16 protein-coding genes are annotated in these 16,376 nt (G+C 61.1%); 4 read left to right on the top strand and 12 right to left on the bottom strand.

Annotation, left to right across the window (positions count from 1 at the left end):
• Nucleotides 1-3 precede the first annotated feature (3 nt).
• A complete protein-coding gene (hemB, locus tag AC1RDQ_RS05580; protein ID WP_102669342.1) occupies nucleotides 4-1,017 on the bottom strand; it encodes a porphobilinogen synthase in 1,014 nt (337 codons plus the stop codon).
• A gap of 206 nt (nucleotides 1,018-1,223) precedes the next feature.
• Here hemB and AC1RDQ_RS05575 point away from each other — a divergent pair, with 206 nt between their 5' ends.
• Nucleotides 1,224-1,856 (top strand): DedA family protein, encoded by a 633-nt coding sequence (locus AC1RDQ_RS05575; protein ID WP_057712806.1) that lies wholly within the window; start codon nucleotides 1,224-1,226, stop codon nucleotides 1,854-1,856.
• Here AC1RDQ_RS05575 and AC1RDQ_RS05570 read toward each other — a convergent pair.
• Nucleotides 1,840-3,072, bottom strand: coding sequence for a sterol desaturase family protein (locus AC1RDQ_RS05570; protein WP_492586685.1), 1,233 nt, complete (start codon nucleotides 3,070-3,072; stop codon nucleotides 1,840-1,842). The two genes, AC1RDQ_RS05575 and AC1RDQ_RS05570, sit on opposite strands and share 17 nt — an antisense overlap.
• A gap of 115 nt (nucleotides 3,073-3,187) precedes the next feature.
• On the opposite strand from AC1RDQ_RS05570, the gene elbB reads away from it, so the two are divergent.
• Entirely contained in the window at nucleotides 3,188-3,856 is a 669-nt protein-coding gene (gene elbB, locus AC1RDQ_RS05565; RefSeq protein ID WP_492586683.1) for an isoprenoid biosynthesis glyoxalase ElbB, read from the top strand.
• Nucleotides 3,857-3,964: 108 nt separating this feature from the next.
• On the opposite strand, the gene AC1RDQ_RS05560 is transcribed toward elbB, so the two are convergent.
• The 5 genes from AC1RDQ_RS05560 to AC1RDQ_RS05540 all read right to left on the bottom strand — a co-directional run bounded on the left by AC1RDQ_RS05560 (nucleotide 3,965) and on the right by AC1RDQ_RS05540 (nucleotide 9,939).
• On the bottom strand, nucleotides 3,965-4,420 hold the full coding sequence (locus AC1RDQ_RS05560; RefSeq protein ID WP_492586681.1) for a YaiI/YqxD family protein: 456 nt from the start codon (nucleotides 4,418-4,420) through the stop codon (nucleotides 3,965-3,967).
• Between the two features lie 109 nt (nucleotides 4,421-4,529).
• Nucleotides 4,530-6,428, bottom strand: a complete 1,899-nt coding sequence (locus tag AC1RDQ_RS05555) for an FTR1 family protein (protein ID WP_489339433.1) — start codon at nucleotides 6,426-6,428, stop codon at nucleotides 4,530-4,532.
• 161 nt (nucleotides 6,429-6,589) lie between these two features.
• Nucleotides 6,590-7,222, bottom strand: a complete 633-nt coding sequence (gene rhtB, locus AC1RDQ_RS05550) for a homoserine/homoserine lactone efflux protein (protein WP_057712801.1) — start codon at nucleotides 7,220-7,222, stop codon at nucleotides 6,590-6,592.
• A gap of 225 nt (nucleotides 7,223-7,447) precedes the next feature.
• On the bottom strand, nucleotides 7,448-8,029 hold the full coding sequence (locus tag AC1RDQ_RS05545; RefSeq protein WP_150813724.1) for a mechanosensitive ion channel family protein: 582 nt from the start codon (nucleotides 8,027-8,029) through the stop codon (nucleotides 7,448-7,450).
• The gene (locus AC1RDQ_RS05540) at nucleotides 8,029-9,939 is read right to left on the bottom strand and encodes an ATP-binding cassette domain-containing protein (RefSeq protein WP_057712799.1); all 1,911 of its coding nucleotides are present in this window, start codon (nucleotides 9,937-9,939) and stop codon (nucleotides 8,029-8,031) included. The genes AC1RDQ_RS05545 and AC1RDQ_RS05540 overlap by 1 nt, the downstream gene beginning before the upstream one ends.
• 50 nt (nucleotides 9,940-9,989) lie before the next feature.
• On the opposite strand from AC1RDQ_RS05540, the gene AC1RDQ_RS05535 reads away from it, so the two are divergent.
• Nucleotides 9,990-10,454, top strand: a complete 465-nt coding sequence (locus AC1RDQ_RS05535) for a TIGR02444 family protein (protein ID WP_492586679.1) — start codon at nucleotides 9,990-9,992, stop codon at nucleotides 10,452-10,454.
• Here AC1RDQ_RS05535 and AC1RDQ_RS05530 read toward each other — a convergent pair.
• Nucleotides 10,451-11,608, bottom strand: a complete 1,158-nt coding sequence (locus tag AC1RDQ_RS05530; RefSeq protein ID WP_492586678.1) for an AlgP family protein — start codon at nucleotides 11,606-11,608, stop codon at nucleotides 10,451-10,453. The two genes, AC1RDQ_RS05535 and AC1RDQ_RS05530, sit on opposite strands and share 4 nt — an antisense overlap.
• A 192-nt stretch (nucleotides 11,609-11,800) precedes the next feature.
• Between AC1RDQ_RS05530 and AC1RDQ_RS05525 the strand changes: the two genes are divergently transcribed.
• Nucleotides 11,801-12,466 (top strand): FKBP-type peptidyl-prolyl cis-trans isomerase, encoded by a 666-nt coding sequence (locus AC1RDQ_RS05525; protein ID WP_492586677.1) that lies wholly within the window; start codon nucleotides 11,801-11,803, stop codon nucleotides 12,464-12,466.
• Between the two features lie 60 nt (nucleotides 12,467-12,526).
• Here the strand turns inward: AC1RDQ_RS05525 and rsd are convergent, their stop codons facing one another.
• The 4 genes from rsd to AC1RDQ_RS05505 form a co-directional block, all read right to left on the bottom strand.
• Entirely contained in the window at nucleotides 12,527-12,985 is a 459-nt protein-coding gene (gene rsd / locus AC1RDQ_RS05520; protein WP_090452103.1) for a sigma D regulator, read from the bottom strand.
• A 177-nt stretch (nucleotides 12,986-13,162) separates the two neighbouring features.
• Nucleotides 13,163-13,714 carry a disulfide bond formation protein B gene (locus AC1RDQ_RS05515; RefSeq protein ID WP_057712793.1) on the bottom strand — a complete coding sequence of 184 codons (552 nt, stop codon included), beginning with the start codon at nucleotides 13,712-13,714 and terminating at the stop codon, nucleotides 13,163-13,165.
• A 263-nt stretch (nucleotides 13,715-13,977) separates the two neighbouring features.
• On the bottom strand, nucleotides 13,978-15,216 hold the full coding sequence (locus AC1RDQ_RS05510) for a heme biosynthesis protein HemY (protein WP_090452105.1): 1,239 nt from the start codon (nucleotides 15,214-15,216) through the stop codon (nucleotides 13,978-13,980).
• On the bottom strand, nucleotides 15,213-16,376 hold the full coding sequence (locus AC1RDQ_RS05505; protein ID WP_492586675.1) for a uroporphyrinogen-III C-methyltransferase: 1,164 nt from the start codon (nucleotides 16,374-16,376) through the stop codon (nucleotides 15,213-15,215). Before AC1RDQ_RS05505 ends, AC1RDQ_RS05510 begins: the two co-directional genes overlap by 4 nt.

Here is a 16,376-nt window from a genome sequence, read left to right as displayed (position 1 = left end):
GGGCTATTTTTGCTCTCGTAACAATTGAGCGGCACGAACGGCGAAGTACGTCAGGATGCCATCAGCCCCTGCACGTTTGAAAGCGGTCAGGGACTCGAGGATAACCCCTTCGCCCAACCAGCCATTTTGGATCGCCGCCATGTGCATGGCGTATTCGCCGCTGACTTGATAAACAAAAGTCGGCACTTTGAATTCTTCTTTTACCCGGCACAGGATGTCCAGGTACGGCATGCCTGGCTTGACCATGACCATGTCTGCACCTTCTGACAAGTCCGCCGCCACTTCGTGCAGGGCTTCGTTGCTGTTGGCCGGGTCCATCTGATAGGAGGCCTTGTTGGCCTTGCCCAGATTCAGCGCCGAACCGACGGCATCACGGAACGGGCCGTAATAGGCACTGGCGTACTTGGCCGAGTAGGCCATGATCCGCACATTGACGTGACCGGCCACTTCGAGAGCTTCGCGGATCGCCTGGATGCGACCGTCCATCATGTCCGATGGGGCCACGACCTGAGCGCCGGCCTCAGCGTGGGACAGGGCTTGCCTGACCAGTGCGTCGACGGTGATGTCGTTCTGCACGTAGCCTTCTTCATCAAGAATGCCGTCCTGACCATGGGTAGTGAATGGGTCCAGGGCAACGTCGGTGATCACGCCCAGCTCCGGGAATTGCGCACGCAGCGCACGGGTCGCGCGCTGGGCGATGCCTTGCGGGTTCCACGCTTCGGCGGCGTCCAGGGACTTGAGTTCCGCTGGCGTCACCGGGAACAGTGCCAGCGCCGGTATCCCCAGTTCGACCCACTTGGCCGCCTCTTCCAGCAACAAATCGATGGTCAGGCGTTCGACACCCGGCATCGAAGCCACCGCTTCGCGACGGTTTTCACCGTCCAGTACGAACACCGGCAGGATCAGGTCATCGACGGTCAGGACGTTTTCACGGACCAGACGACGCGAGAAGTCGTCACGACGATTGCGGCGCAGGCGGGTTGCTGGGAACAAACGGTTGGCGGGGGTAAAGCTCACGGCAGACTCCTGAGCCCGCAGGCGTGCGAGCGTGACAGTTATAAGCGGCCATTATGACGAACGTATTACAGTTGTGTGCACCCCTGTGACAGGTAGCCGCATTCCATTGTCGTTGTAGGAAATGTTCACGTCGAGACACATTTGGACACTTTCCTGAATGTGTCCGAAGGGTTAGGCTGCGCGTTCATTTCGCCAGCACCCAGACAATGCTCCAACAATTTCTGCATGACTTCGGCTATTTTGCCCTTTTTCTAGGCACGTTCTTCGAAGGCGAAACCATCCTGGTACTCGCGGGCTTCCTCGCGTTCCGTGGATACATGGACATCAACCTGGTGGTGGTCGTGGCCTTCTTCGGCAGCTATGCCGGCGACCAACTGTGGTATTTCCTGGGACGCAAACACGGCCGCAAACTGCTGGCGCGCAAACCCCGCTGGCAAATGATGGGTGACCGGGCGCTGGAACACATTCGCAAGCATCCGGACATCTGGGTATTGAGCTTCCGCTTCGTCTACGGTTTGCGCACGGTCATGCCGGTGGCCATCGGGCTGTCGGGCTATCCGCCGGGCCGTTACCTGCTGCTCAACGGCATTGGCGCAGCGATCTGGGCCACAGCCCTGGCGGCGGCCGCGTACCATTTCGGCGCGGTGCTCGAAGGCATGCTCGGCAGTGTGAAGAAGTATGAACTCTGGGTGCTCGGTGCGCTGCTGGTCCTGGGCTTCGTGCTGTGGCTGCGTCGGCGCTTCAAGAATGCCCGCCTGGCCAAGCAGGTCTACGCCGACGAACAAGCCCTGAAGGCCGAACGAACCAAAGCCGAAGGCCCTACTACGCCAGCCGAGTGATGCGGTTTCTGCAACAGTAGAGACCGATGCCGCTCAACAGACTGTAACTGAACAGGCCGACCCAGCCCACGGCGCTGGCCGGCCACAGCCCCACCATCGGCGCCAGCCATACCAATGGCAGATTCGACGCCAGCCGCACCAGCTCCAGCTTCAACGCCCACGGGCGATTCTCCAGAGCCACGCCCAGCACAAACAGACCGAACGCCACCGCTCCCCAGCCCAACGCCAGGGCGACGACGGACAGCTTCGGCTCAAGATTCATCAAGTAACTGCCCAGCGCGATATAGACGCAGAACTGCAGGAGGACGTAGAGCTGCTGACGCCCGTCCAGCGCCACCTCGAATTTGCGAAACTGGCTCAGGTCCGGCTTGTTCATCGGGTATCTGGCAGCCACCTCCGCCGGGCGCCAGCCGGTGCGCATGAACCAGATCCGCAGCTTGTCCCAGGTGCTTTCGGCACGACGCGCATCTGCCCACAACTGCGCGTAGAACTGCACGTTCGCCCACACGGGGTTCCAGCTCGCCAGTGGCGTGGTCACGCCGAAGATCACCGGCTCGTTGTCGTCTTCTTCCTGGAACGAGCCGAACAGACGGTCCCAAATAATGAACACGCCGCCGTAGTTGCGATCCATGTAGAGAGCGTTCTGTGCATGGTGAGCCCGATGATTGGACGGCGTGACAAAGAACCATTCGAACCAGCCAAGCTTGGGAATGTGCCGCGTGTGCACCCAGAACTGGTACAGCAGGTTCAGCGCCGCGACGCTGACGAACACCAGCAGCGGCACGCCGGACACTGCCATCGGCAGATAGAAGATCCAGCCCAGCAGGAAGCCGGTACTGGACTGGCGCAAGGCCGTGGACAGGTTGTAGTCCTCGCTCTGATGATGCACCGAATGGGCGGCCCAGAGGATGTTGCGCTCGTGACCCATGCGATGCAGCCAGTAGTAGCAGAAATCGTAGAAGACAAAGGCAAACACCCAGGTCCAGATGCTGTCGGCCGACAACTCGAACAACGCCAAGTGCTTGAGGGCAAAGGCGTAGGTCACCAGCCCCACCCCCTTGGTCAACAGACCCGTCGTGGTCGACAGCACGCCGGTGCTGATGCTGTTGATCGCGTCCGCCACCCGATAATTGCTCACCCCGCGCCAACGGTCGGCCAGCAGCTCGGCGGCGATCAGCACAAAGAAAAACGGCACCGCATACAGAATGAGGTCCATGACGCGCCCTGATCGGAATCTTGAGGACAGATGCTATGTGCAGCCGTGAATTAACCCTATGGCAACGCGGGACAAATTAGTGGACATTTAACGCCATGAATCTGGAGAAAAGCCCATGAGCAAAAAAGTTGCAGTGATCCTTTCCGGTTGTGGCGTGTACGACGGCGCCGAGCTCCACGAGAGCGTCATAACCCTGCTGCGCCTGGACCAGCGCGGGGCGCAGGTGCAGTGTTTCGCACCTGACATCGTGCAGTTGCATGTGATCAACCACCTGACCGGCGAAGAAATGCCCGAATCGCGCAACGTGCTGGTGGAGTCGGCGCGGATTGCCCGAGGCAACATCAAGGATATCCGAGACGCGAACGTCGATGAGTTCGATGCGCTGATCGTGCCCGGCGGCTTCGGCTCGGCCAAGAACCTGTCCAGCTTCGCCATCGAAGGCGCCTCCTGCACCGTTCAACCGGATGTCCTGGCACTGACCGAAGCCTTTGCCGAGGCCGGCAAACCGGTGGGGTTGATGTGCATCTCCCCTGCCCTGGCGGCAAAGATCTACGGCCCTGGCGTCACCTGCACCATAGGCAACGACACCGACACGGCAGCTGCGATGAACAAGATGGGCGCGACCCATACCGATTGCGCGGTCAGTGACATCGTCGAGGACAAGGCGCGCAAACTGGTGAGCACACCGGCTTACATGCTGGCGCAATCGATCAGTGAAGCGGCTTCAGGCATCAACAAACTGGTAGACCGGGTACTGGAACTGACCCACGAAAACGACGCCTGACACCCTCCAAAACTGTGGGAGCGAGCTTGCTCGCGATGGATGTGAGAGCGCCGCGTTCATCCAGTCAGCACTCGTCATCGTTGACGACCATCGCGAGCAAGCTCGCTCCTACAGTTTGCGCGTCAGACGAGTGAGAATCCGGTCCAGCGCATTGGCAAACGCCTGCTTCTCACGGTCGCCAAACGGCGCTGGCCCTCCGCCCATTTGCCCCTGTTCGCGCAAATCGGTGAACAGGTTGCGAACCGCCAGCCGCTCGCCCATGTTCTGCGCATCAAACTCCTTGCCCCGTGGGTCGAGCGCTGCCACGCCCTTCTTCACCAGACGATCGGCCAGTGGCACATCGCTGCAGATCACCAGTTCACCAGGTACCGCGTGTTCCACCAGGTAGTCATCGGCCGCATCCGGGCCGCTCGGCACCACGATCAGCTTGACCAGTGCCAGCCCTGGTTTGGTCTGCGGCTGCCCGGCCACCAGCACCACTTCGAACTGGCGCTTGAGAGCGAACTTCACCACCAGATCCTTGACTGCCCGAGGACAGGCGTCGGCATCGATCCACACACGCATTGAATTTTCCTCTGTTGAAAAGCATCGCGGGCAAGCCACGCTCCCACAGGTTAACGCGAAACCTGTGGGAGCGTGGCTTGCCCGCGAAAGTGAGCGAAGCGAATGCCGTTTAAGAAACCTGCACCCGCTGCCTCTCAACCACCCGGCTACGACCGTACAACACGACAATCGAAATGATCGCCACAGCCTGGGCGCTCAACGAATAGGCATCGGCATGGATCCCCAGCCATTCAAAGTCAAAGAACGGTACCGGCCGCGTACCGAAGATCCCGGCTTCCTGCAGCGCTTTCACGCCATGCCCGGCAAACACCACCGACAAGGCGCACAAAAGACCGGCGTTGATGCTGAAGAACAACGCCAGCGGCAACTTCGCCGAACCGCGCAAAATCACCCAGGCCAGGCCGACCAGCAGCACCACCGCCGTGGCACCACCGGCCAGCACCGCGTTGTGCCCCGCGGGACCTGCCTGCAACCACAGGGTTTCGTAGAACAGGATCACTTCGAACAGTTCGCGATACACCGAGAAAAACGCCAGGGTCGCAAAACCGAAGCGCCCGCCACCGCCCACCAGGCTGGTCTTGATGTAATCCTGCCAGGCCGCGGCGTGACGACGGTCATGCATCCACACGCCCAGCCACAGCACCATGACGCTGGCAAACAGCGCCGTCGCACCTTCCAGCAATTCGCGTTGTGAACCGCTGACATCAATCACATAGGCTGCCAGCGCCCAGGTGCCCAGCCCTGCCACAAACGCCAGGCCCCAGCCGACGTTAACGCTGCGCACCGCCGCCTGTTGATCCGTGTTACGCAGGAAAGCAAGGATCGCCGCCAGCACCAGAATCGCTTCCAGACCTTCGCGCAGCAGAATCAGCAGGCCGGAAATGTAACTCAGCGACCAGCTCAAACCCTCGTTGCCCAACAGGCCGGCCGATGCCTTCAACTTGTCCTTGGCCACGTCCAGGCGCTGCTCGACCTCGCTCACCGGCAAGCCGTCCTGCAACGACTGACGGTAGGCCATCAGGGATTTTTCAGTGTCTTTACGCACGTTGGCGTCAATGTTATCCAGCGAGCTCTCAACCAGCTCGAAGCCTTCCAGATACGCCGCTACCGATAAGTCATAAGCCTGATCATGCTCACCGGCACGATACGCCGCGATGCTCTTGTCCAAAGTGGCCGCGGTGTAGTCGAGCAGTTGCGCCGGACCACGCTTGACCTGCGGCGGTTGCGCTCGCTGGGCACGGAAGGTCGCGGCGGCTTGCAGGCCTTCGACAGCCTGTACTTCGGCCGGGGTCTGACGAGCGAGGTCGGCGATGTTGTAGGTCTTTTCAGCCTTGGCCGTCGCCGGGTCGACACTGAAGCTGGCGATATAGGTGGCCAGGTCCCAACGCTGACGATCATCCAGTTGATCGGCAAAGGCCGGCATGTCAGTCCCTTCGACCCCCAGGCCCAGGGTGCTGTAGACCGCGTAGAGGCTCAGTCGATCCAGTCGTGTGGTATCACGCAGATTGGATGGCGGCGGCGTCATGCCGACACCTGCCGGGCCGTCGCCGGCCCCTGTATCGCCATGGCAGACCGAGCAATGCTGAGCGTACAGCGGCGCACCACGCACCGGGTCCGGCGTAATGACCGGGGCCTGGCTGACTTCATAGGCCACGGCCAGCTTCGCACCCAGTTGCCGGGCCTGGCGCGCGACGTCGGCACCGTCCTGATGGGCGTCAATGGAATTTCCCAGCGCGGCCAGGCTTTGCTCCAGAGCGGCTTTTTCCGGCTTGGCCGGCATGGCTGCAATCAGATTTCCCAGCGTCTTGACCGAGTCTTGCTGCGCGCGAAATCCGGCCTGGTCCGTGATGCTGCCCGCCTGCACCGTGTCCGGGTAATCCGCGCCGATGTAATCGAGCAAGTGCAGCGCCTGCGGCGCACCTTCGGCGGGAGCGGCCAGTAGCTGAAAACTGCACGCAGCCAACAGCGGCAGCAACAGCCAGGCCAGGAAACGGGAGGGGGCAATCATGAATGAATCTCAATTGGAAATACGAAGTTACATATTGTTAACGCCAGACGGGTTTCGCTCAAGCTTTGTTGATATCTCTTCGTAATTGCATCAGTTTCGAGAGCGGCTCCTCCAAACAAAAAAGGCGACCTCCAGGGTCGCCTTTTTTGTATATCGCCGATTTACACAGCAGCTTTGCGCAACGTCGCCATGAACGCCGCCGCCCCAATGAACAGCCCGGCAAAGGTCCGGTTCATGCGCTTTTGCTGTTTCGGTGTGCGCAACAGACGCAGCACTTTGGACGCCAGACCGGTGTAGCCGGCCATGACGATCAGGTCGACGCAAACCATGGTCACACCGATTATCAGATACTGAATCAGCAGTGGCGCATGGGGGTCGATGAACTGCGGCAACACCGCCAGCATGAACACCAGCGCCTTGGGGTTGCTGATGTTCACCAGAAAACCACGGAACACCAAGGCCATCGGCTTGCCGATCTGGCGCAGCGCCGCGTCATCGCTCATATCGCTGGGCAGCGCACGCCATTGCTTGATCGCGAGGTAAACCAGATACGCCACGCCAAACCATTTGATGGCGTAGAAGGCCGTGGCCGACGCCGTGAGAATGGCGCCGACACCGGCGCCGACGATGGCGATCTGCAAAGCCAGGCCCAGTTGCAGGCCCAGGGCGTTCCAGTAGCCGCGCCAGAAACCGTATTGCAAGCCGCTGGACATCGACGCAATGGCGCCGGCACCGGGGGACAAGCTGATCACCCAGCAGGCGGCAAAAAACGCCAGCCATGTTTGAAGCTCCATTGCACACCTCGACTCAGACTCGTGACAGATGTCTAAGCTAATGCGGCTTTGATTGGATGACTACCGATTTTTTGTAGGACATGACGACTGCTGACTTGAGGCCCCCATCGCGAGCAAGCTCGCTCCCACAGAGAAGTCTCTGGTGCTCACAAGATTTGTGCTCACTGAAGATCGACTGTGGGAGCGAGCTTGCTCGCGATGGCGATATGTCAGGCGACAAAAAACTTACTTTTCAAACCCGCTGGAAGGAAACACATCCGTCCCGCGCCAGCGCCGTACCGAACGCTGGAAGAACAAACTGTTGGGCACCTGCACCATGGCGCTGCCAGTGCCGAGTTCTTCGGCCTCGATCAGCGTGGTGTAAAGAAGATTGATCGCCACTACCCGGCCTTTGACGCCGGGCTTGTCGGTGGTGTCCACCAACTCGACCACGTCACCTATGCGAAACGGGCCGACGGTAAAGATCAGGATCGCGCACAGCAGGTTCGAGAGCACGCTCCACATGGCGAAAAACGCCACCGCCGCGACTGCGACGAATCCGGACAACGCGGTCCAGAGCACCGTGGCCGAAACACCGAGGCGCTCCAGCACGAAAATCAATGCACTGCCCATGATGAGCCAGCGCAGGCCACCGCGCAGCGGCATCAGCAACTGCGGCGGAAACGGATAGCGCTCGCCGAGACGGGTCAGGCATTTGGCGACGAAACGCTGGGCGATGTATCCGGCCAGCAGGATCAGCAGGATTTGCACGCCGAGCCAGATCGGCTCGACCCACACCGCCGGCAGCGGCAGCTTGAAGGCGTCCATCAGGACAGCTCCTCCAGCTCCGCCTGCATGTTTTCCAGCAACTCCAGGGCTTCCATCCAGGCTTCTTCCAGCTCCGCCTCACGCACCTTCAGCTTGGCCTGTTCGGCCAGCAGATCCCGCAATTCGTTCTTGCGCGCCGGCTCGTAGATGTCGCTGTCGCCGAGGCTGGCGTCGATCTTCGCCAGCTTTTCGTGGAGCTTGCCGAGTTCGGCTTCAAGCTTGTCAGCTTCGCGTTTGTGCGGCGCCAGTTGCTGACGCAACGCAGCAGCGGCCTGACGCTGGGCTTTCTTGTCGGTCTTGTCCGGGTTGACCGGCGTGTTGCTGACCGGGGCGTTGCGCTGGCGATACTCCACCAGCCAGCGGGTGTAGTCCTCCAGGTCGCCGTCGAATTCCTCGACCTTGCCGTCCGCCACCAGATAGAAATTGTCGGTGGTGCTTTTGAGCAAGTGGCGATCGTGAGAGACCACCAATACCGCACCACTGAACTCCTGCAGGGCCATGGTCAGCGCCAGACGCATTTCCAAGTCCAGGTGGTTGGTCGGTTCGTCGAGCAGCAACAGGTTCGGTCGGTCCCAGGCGATCAAGGCCAACGCCAGGCGCGCCTTTTCGCCACCGGAGAAATTCAGTACCGGCTCGTCGATTCGCGCACCACGGAAGTCGAAACCGCCGAGGAAGTCGCGCAGGGCCTGCTCACGCTCGGTCGGTGCCAGGCGTTGCAGGTGCAGCAACGGGCTGGCCTTGGAGTCCAGCGAATCCAGCTGATGCTGGGCGAAGTAACCGACAACGGTGTTCTCGCCACGGGTCAAGCGGCCGGCCAATGGCGAGAGCTCACCGGCAAGGTTCTTGATCAGGGTCGATTTACCGGCGCCATTCGGGCCGAGCAGACCGATTCGCGCACCCGGGGTCAGTTGCAGCTTGACCTTCTCCAGCACGGCCTTGTCGCCGTAACCCAGGCGGGCATCGGACAGGTCGATCAGCGGGCTGGAAATCTTCTGCGATTCACGGAAGACAAAGTCGAATGGCGAATCGACGTGGGCAGCGGTCAGCTCTTCCATCCGCTCCAGTGCCTTGATCCGGCTCTGGGCCTGGCGGGCCTTGGTTGCCTGGGCCTTGAAGCGGGCGATGTAGCTTTCCATGTGCGCACGTTGCACCTGCTGCTTCTCGTACGCCTGCTGTTGCTGGGCCAGGCGTTCGGCACGGGCACGCTCGAAAGCGCTGTAGCCACCGCGGTACAGGGTGATCTTGCGCTGATCGACGTGGGCCACGTGGTCGACCACGGCATCGAGGAAGTCCCGGTCGTGGGAAATCAGCATCAAGGTGCCGGGATAACTCTTGAGCCACTCTTCGAGCCAGATGATGGCGTCGAGGTCCAGGTGGTTGGTCGGTTCGTCGAGCAGCAGCAGGTCCGATGGGCACATCAAGGCCTGCGCCAGGTTCAGGCGCATCCGCCAGCCACCGGAGAAATCCCCGACCTGGCGATCCATCTGCTCGTTGGTGAATCCAAGCCCGGCCAGCAGCTTGCGCGCCCGGGCATCGGCGGTGTAACCGTCGGCGCTGTCGAGTTCCGAGTGCAGTCGGGCCTGAGCGGCACCGTCATGAGCCGCTTCGGCTGCCGCCAGGTCGCGTTGCACCTGGCGCAGGCGCAGGTCGCCATCGAGCACGTAGTCGACCGCCAGGCGTTCGAGGGTGTCGACCTCCTGGCGCATGTGGGCGATACGCCAGTCGGCCGGCAGGAAGCAATCACCCGAGTCCGGGTGCAGCTCACCCCGAAGCAAGGCGAACAGGCTCGATTTGCCGGCGCCGTTGGCACCGATGAGGCCGGCTTTCTGGCCGGCGTGCAGGGTCAGCTCGGCGTCTTCTAGCAGACGTTGCGGGCCACGCTGTAAAGTCAGGTTCTGAAGTCGAATCATAATGGCGGCGGAGTCTACCAGCTTCGCTCGCAACTGGCGCGAGTAGCACTATGTCCTCTGACCTGTGGAGCTTTTCCCTAAGTACTTATGCCCAGCCCGGCGTTGAACCCGCATGCCTGCAATTGCAGTCGGCGGGCATCAATGTGTGCTTGCTACTCTGCGGACTGTGGCTGGGAGAACGTGGCGTCGCCTTTAACGAACACCGATTGCAGCAACTGCGTAGCGTGGCCGAGCCATGGGACGCAGACGTGGTGCGACCGCTGCGAGCCTTGCGGGTGAATTGGAAGGTCGTTGCCGCCGACGACGGCGAACTGAATGCTTTGCGCGAGCAAGTGAAGGCACTCGAACTGGAAGCCGAGCGACATCTGTTGGTACGACTGGAACGAACGGCGTTGAGTTGGCCGCAAGGTGAGGCGACCGATCTATCGGCCTGGCTCAATGGTGTGACGGCAGGCGCCGCCCACCTGGACCGCGACGCGCTGCATCAGCTGCGCGTCGCGGTAACCGGCACTTAGGAAGCGCTGGTTGGGGTGGTTGCTGCGATCGATGCAGCGGCCGGCGTTGGCGCTGGCGTGGCTGTCGAGGTGGCTGCTGCTAAAGCAGACGTTGCTACCGGAGCCGGGTTGGCTGGCTTGGCAACTGGCGCGGCGGCCGGCTTGGCGGCAACAGGTTTCACTGCTGGTTTTGCAGCTGGCTTCGCCGCCGCTGGCTTGGCAGCGGGTTTGGCGGTGGCCGGCTTGGCAGCAGCGGCAGGTTTAGCCGCAGCAGGTTTGGCTGCCGGTTTAGCAGCTGGTTTAGCGGCCGGCTTGGCCGCTGCTTTTACAGCGGGTTTGGCCGCTGCTTTTACAGCGGGTTTGGCCGCAGTTTTCGCAGCAGGTTTTGCAGCGGGTTTAGCCGCGACAGATTTGGCGGCCGGCTTCGCAGCAGGTTTCGCTGCTGCAGTTTTGGCTGCTGGTTTTGCTGCGGGTTTAGCGGCTGGTTTTGCAGCCGGTTTCGCGGCGGCGGTTTTAGCCACGGCTGGTTTGGCAGCAGCGGCTCTTGCAGCGGTAGGTCGTGCGGCGGCTGGTTTGGCAGCCGTGGTTTTAGCCGCAGGTTTTGCAGCGCTGGCAGCAGCCGGTTTTCTCGCAGCCGGTTTGGCTGCAGGTTTGGCTGCGGCAGTTTTAGCTGCTGGCTTGGCAGCTGCAGGTTTTGCGGCAGGTTTGGCCGGTGCTTTTGCAGCAGCCGGTTTGGCAGCGGCTTTCTTCGCAGGTGCCGCAGCAGGCTTGGCCGCACGCAAGGACAACACCTTGCCGACAGCCTCTTGTACACGACCGACGCCCTGGGCCAGTTTCAGGCTTTCCTGAGCATCGCGCTTGAGTTGCAGAATGTAGCCGCGGGTTTCCGATTGACGATCCTTGAGGGCATCGAGCAGCTCCTCAAGATCGGCCACTGCGCCCTTGGCCTTGGCTTGTGCCTTGGCTTTTCCGGCCGCCGCAGCGTCCTGCAATTTGGTGCGGGATTTGTGCAGTTTTTCTTGCGCTTTTCCGCGCTGCTTTTCCAGCTTGGCGAGCAGTTTTTCAGCATCAGCCAAGGCTTCGGAACAAGCGGTTTCCAGATGCTCGAGCAGGCTGCTCGAGAGTTGTTGGAGCAAGTGCAACGGAGTGTTTACTGGCTTCTTGGTGGCCGACATGGTTTACCTCCTGGCTGAAGTGAGTGCGGCTCATACTAGACCTCTGCTGCAACCGCCGCTAGGGCATGTTGACACTATCGAAAGCGCTGTGTTGCAAAGGATTGAAAAACTTCTGCCTCGGCGCAAAAGCAGTTCACCGTTGCGCGCATTCTCGCTGGCATAATCCCCCGCAATTCAGGTCGGAGAGTGCTCATGTCGCGCTACCTTTTTTTATCGCTGTGCGTGCTTTTTTCGGTGGCCCAGGCCGGCGAAACAACGCAGGAAAATGAAGCCCACGATCTCGCTTACAGCCTGGGTGCAAGCCTTGGCGAACGCTTGCGCCAGGAGGTTCCCGACCTGCAACTCCAGGCATTGGTCGAAGGATTGCAGCAGGCCTATCAGGGCAAACCGCTGGCGCTGAAGGACGAGCAGATCCAACAGATACTGACCGAGCATGAAGCCCGCATCGCCATGCAGTCCGACGAGCCGCAAAGCGAAATGGCACTGGAAAAAGAACAGCGTTTTCTCACCACAGAAAAAGCCAGGCCCGGCGTGCGCGAACTGGCTGATGGCGTGTTGCTGACCGAGTTGACGCCAGGTACCGGCGCCAAGGCCGGACCGAACGGCAAGGTGCAGGTGCTGTATATCGGTCGATTGCCCGACGGCACTGTGTTCGATCAGAACAGTCAGCCACAGTGGTTCAGTCTCGACAGCGTGATCGCCGGATGGCGCAGTGCACTGCAAAACATGCCGGTCGGGGCGAAATGGCGACTGGTGATTCCATCGGCTCAGGCCTATGGCGCCGACGGTGCCGGTGACGTGATCGCACCATTCACACCACTGGTGTTCGAAGTCGAACTGCGCGGTGCCACCAGCTGACGATGCAAACGAAAAACGGCGTGCCTTGGCACGCCGTTTCGGGATCTTGCAGGAAGCGCTTCAGGCCTGAACCGAATCGGCTTCCTTGTGGGCGGTGTGCAGCACTTCGATCAGGCAGTCTTCCAGCTCAAAGCGCTCATGCAACAGTCCGCCGAGTGTCTTGAACTCTTCGGCGACACACTTACCTGCGTCACACAGGTCATTGAAGGCGAGCAGCTTTTCGGTGATGACGTCGATCCGCGGGTAGATGGTCTCGGCGAGCTCCAGGCCACGCTTGTCGTTGAAGGCCTTGGCCTCCCCCGTCAGCTGCTCGTAGATCTCGAAGTGCCCGGCCGATACATAATCGACCAGCACGCCGCAGAATTCCTGCAAGGGCTTGCGGTGCTCACCCAGCGCCTCAGGCTTTGCGCCGAGAGCGTCATAGGCCCCGATCAGTTCGTGTCGTTCCTGCAACCAGCGATCGATCAGCAGGTGCACTCCGCCCCAGCGTTCCTGAGCATTCTGACAACTTTCGAGCATGGTGATCTCTCTTCCCTTGTGGGTCAGCTGCTCTATGCCCGCTCGCCTCTTGTAACGTCGGTGGGCGGTCAGGCAGAGCGTCATCGAGCAACATAATTCCAATGACACGTGCGGGCCAGATTATGCCCGCACGACACTGGCTTCAAGGTACGCAGGCGATAAAGTTCATACAAGTGTTTAATCACCCGCAAAGGCCCGGTGCGACGACTCGCCGCTGAGTGGTCGCTGATAGCCGGTCCAGACCAGTCGCAGCGACTGGTAAACGGCCAGAATCATCATCGCGACGAAGAGCAGCAGGCTCCACTCGGTGAGACTCAGATCGAACAGCGTCCAGGAAATTTCCACACAATCGGCAGCGCCCTTGAACATTTGCTGTACGACCGAAAGCCACGGAGAGTTGGCCAACAGGTCCGCCAGATGAGTCGAGCACGCCGCTACCTGTTCCGCAGGAAGGCTTTGCAGCAGGACCTGTCGCCATGCAGTTACAGTGCCGGCCAGGCTGCAACAAAGACTGAACAGCCAATAGAGAACGTTTCCGATGCGACCGGGGCCATGGACCGAAGCCATCAGGCAGACGCCGGTAAGGAGCGCCAGGCAAAACCGCTGCACAAGACACAAGCCACAAGGCCGCAGGCCGACTGCATATTCCAGGTAGTAGGAAACACCCATCGCCAGGGCACCCGCAATGAAAGCCATGAAAAACAAGGAGCGTGAGCAGGCCAAAGACATGGCTTTTCCGTAAAAGTAGTGACAGACCATTACGGTAGAGGAAAGCGCGACAGCCTTTCAAGGCAAGTGCCCACAGAGACTTCAGCGCAGGTGTAGGGAAATCCCGACGCAGGCGAGAGGATAAAATGTAGTCCTCTGTAGGACTTTGTCTGCGATGAAATTTCGCGACTGAATTTCAACTAATCATCGCACTGCGGCGAGGGTGATTGCCCCCTCGTCGCAGGTCATCGCGCAGGCGCCGGAGCCCGGTGCCTGCGAGTGGGTCAAGCGCCGACTGGCGTTGGCAGAGGGGCCGCGAGCAAGCGCTCATCCAACAACCCCAGGCCTTCCTGAAACAGCTGGTTGCTGCGCTCCGCATCGCCCATTTGCGCCAGCAAGCGTGCCAGCTCGGCACAGGCTTCCGGATTGCGCTGTACACGCAGGCTGCTTTCCAGATAGTCCCGGGCCTTGCCCCACAAACTGTTTTGCAGGCATAGACGACCCAGTGTCAGCAGCAGGCCCGGATCGGCCGGGTGGTCCTTGAGCCAGCCTTCGGCGGCCTGCAACTGGCGGGCCGGATCATTTCCGCGAACCAGTCCGTAGAGACGTGCCAGATGACTGTCGTAGCTGCGCTTGAGCGCGGTGCGCAGCACTTCTTCGGCCTCGACCTGAGCCCCCAGTTGCCGCAACTGCTCGGCATACGCCAGCACCAGTTGCGGCTCCTGACGCTGTGCCGAAGTCAGTTGCTGCCAGGCACGCTCCAGCGATTGCTTCCCCACTGTTCCGTCTTCTTCCCGTTGCGCCGCCAGGGACAGGTTCGCCCCCCAGGCCCGACGCTCCAGCTCGGCGAGCTCCGCCGCCGGCAGGATTTTGTCCTTACGCAGCTCCGGCAGCAGGCGAATCACTGCCGACCAGTCACCACGCTGCTGAAGCAGGCGCTGCAATTGACGCAGGGTCTGTGCGTTATGAGGATGGCGTTCACGCATGGCTTGCAGGGTGGCCAGGGCGCCTGCGGTATCACCGCGATCGGTCTGTAACTGGGCGTGGCTCAAGGCGATCGCCAACTCGGCCTGGGGCTGACGCTCGAGGGCGCGCTCCAGCAGGTTGTCGCTTTCTTCGTGATTGCCGAGTTCGTTCGCGGCACGAGCAGCGCCGAGGTAGTAAAGCAGCGGCTGACGCTCGGCTTCGGCAGCCCGATGCAAGTGACGTTGCGCGCTGGCCCAGCGACCCTCGGCCAGGTCCAGCTGACCGTGCTCGATCGCCACCTGCACTCGACGGCTGCGGTTACGCCGTGACCACGGATTGACCACGCCACTGGAAGCCATCACCAGTTCGACCAGCGACCTGATGCCCCAGATCACCAGCCAGAGCACAGCCACCAGCGCCAAAGTAGCCCACAGGCTCGACTCATAACGGAAGGTCTTGTAGGCAATCAGCACGTAGCCGGAATGCTCGGCAATCGCCAGCCCCAGCGCAGCGGCAGCGGCGATCACGAGGAACACGATCACATAGAGGCGTCTCATGGCGTGGCCTCCGGCGCGGCGCTCGCGGCAGGCTTGGCCAGTGGCTTGACCGAATCCTCGGCGTTGACGTTGCGCCGCTCCAGGTACCCCTGCACCGCGCTCAGGGTGCCGGTCATATCCGGCGTGACGACGGTGACAGGTTGCACGCTCAACTCGGCCACCTGTTCAAGCATGACTTTGCTTTGTGCGTTGTCCGGATTGAAGTTGCCCTTGAGGATGTCCCGCGCCTCGTCCAGCACTTGGGAGTAAACCGCCGGCTGGCCATTGAGTGCGGCCCACTGTGCCTGCTCCAGCGCCAGGCTCAGGGCCAGGCGTACCTGGCTCAGACTCTGGCCTGCCAGCAATGGGCGAACGTTCTTGTCGGCATTGAAGTCGATGCGGATGTAGCGCGAAATATGATCCCACCATTGCGCCCAGCGACTGGCACCGTCGCCATCGGCAGTCAGGCCCAGCAGCGAATCGCCACGGTCCTTGTACTCCGGTGCCAGCTCGGTGAGGCTGGCCACTTGATCGCGCAGCGCGCCCAGACGCAGAAACAGCCCGGTGCGATCCGGTTGTTCGGTGCTGCGCAAGGCGATCAGGGTTTTGGCTACCTGCTCGCGAGCGGCAAAGGAGCCCGGATCGTTTTGCTCACGCAGTATCTCGTCGGCACCCTGGACCAGTGCCTGGGCACTGCTGATGTCCTGCAAGGCGGACAGTCGCAGGCTGGCCAGACGCAGCAGGTGCTCGGCCTCGGCCAGACGCCAGTCTTTGCGGCTGGCACCGAGAACGGTTTCCAGCCGCTGGTTCAACCGCTGCTGATCACCTTGCAGCTGAATCACCAGACGACTGCGTGCTTCCAGTTCATCGGCTGGAGGCAATTGCGCCAGGCGTGCGCTCAGGCGCTCCTCATTGAGCTTGAGGTTTTGCGCCTGGTCATTCAGCGCCTGCACCTGGCTCAGTTGCTGCTGATTATTGGCCTGCAGGTGACGCACCTGCCAGACACCCCAACCGCCCACCGCTACACCGGCCGCGCCCAACAGCAGCGCGATGATTGCCAGACCATTGCCTCGACGCTGCTCGGCAGCAGGTGTCGGCGGCGACATTTCATCAACAGGTGCATCAACAGGTGCATCAAGCACCGGTCGCGAGTCATCTTTAGGCAAGGCTGTTTCGCTCAC

Source organism: Pseudomonas sp. GW823-FHT02E01, from assembly GCF_058797535.1.
The sequence above is the reverse complement of the archived record's forward strand: the minus strand, read 5'-3'. Positions and strand labels throughout refer to the sequence as shown.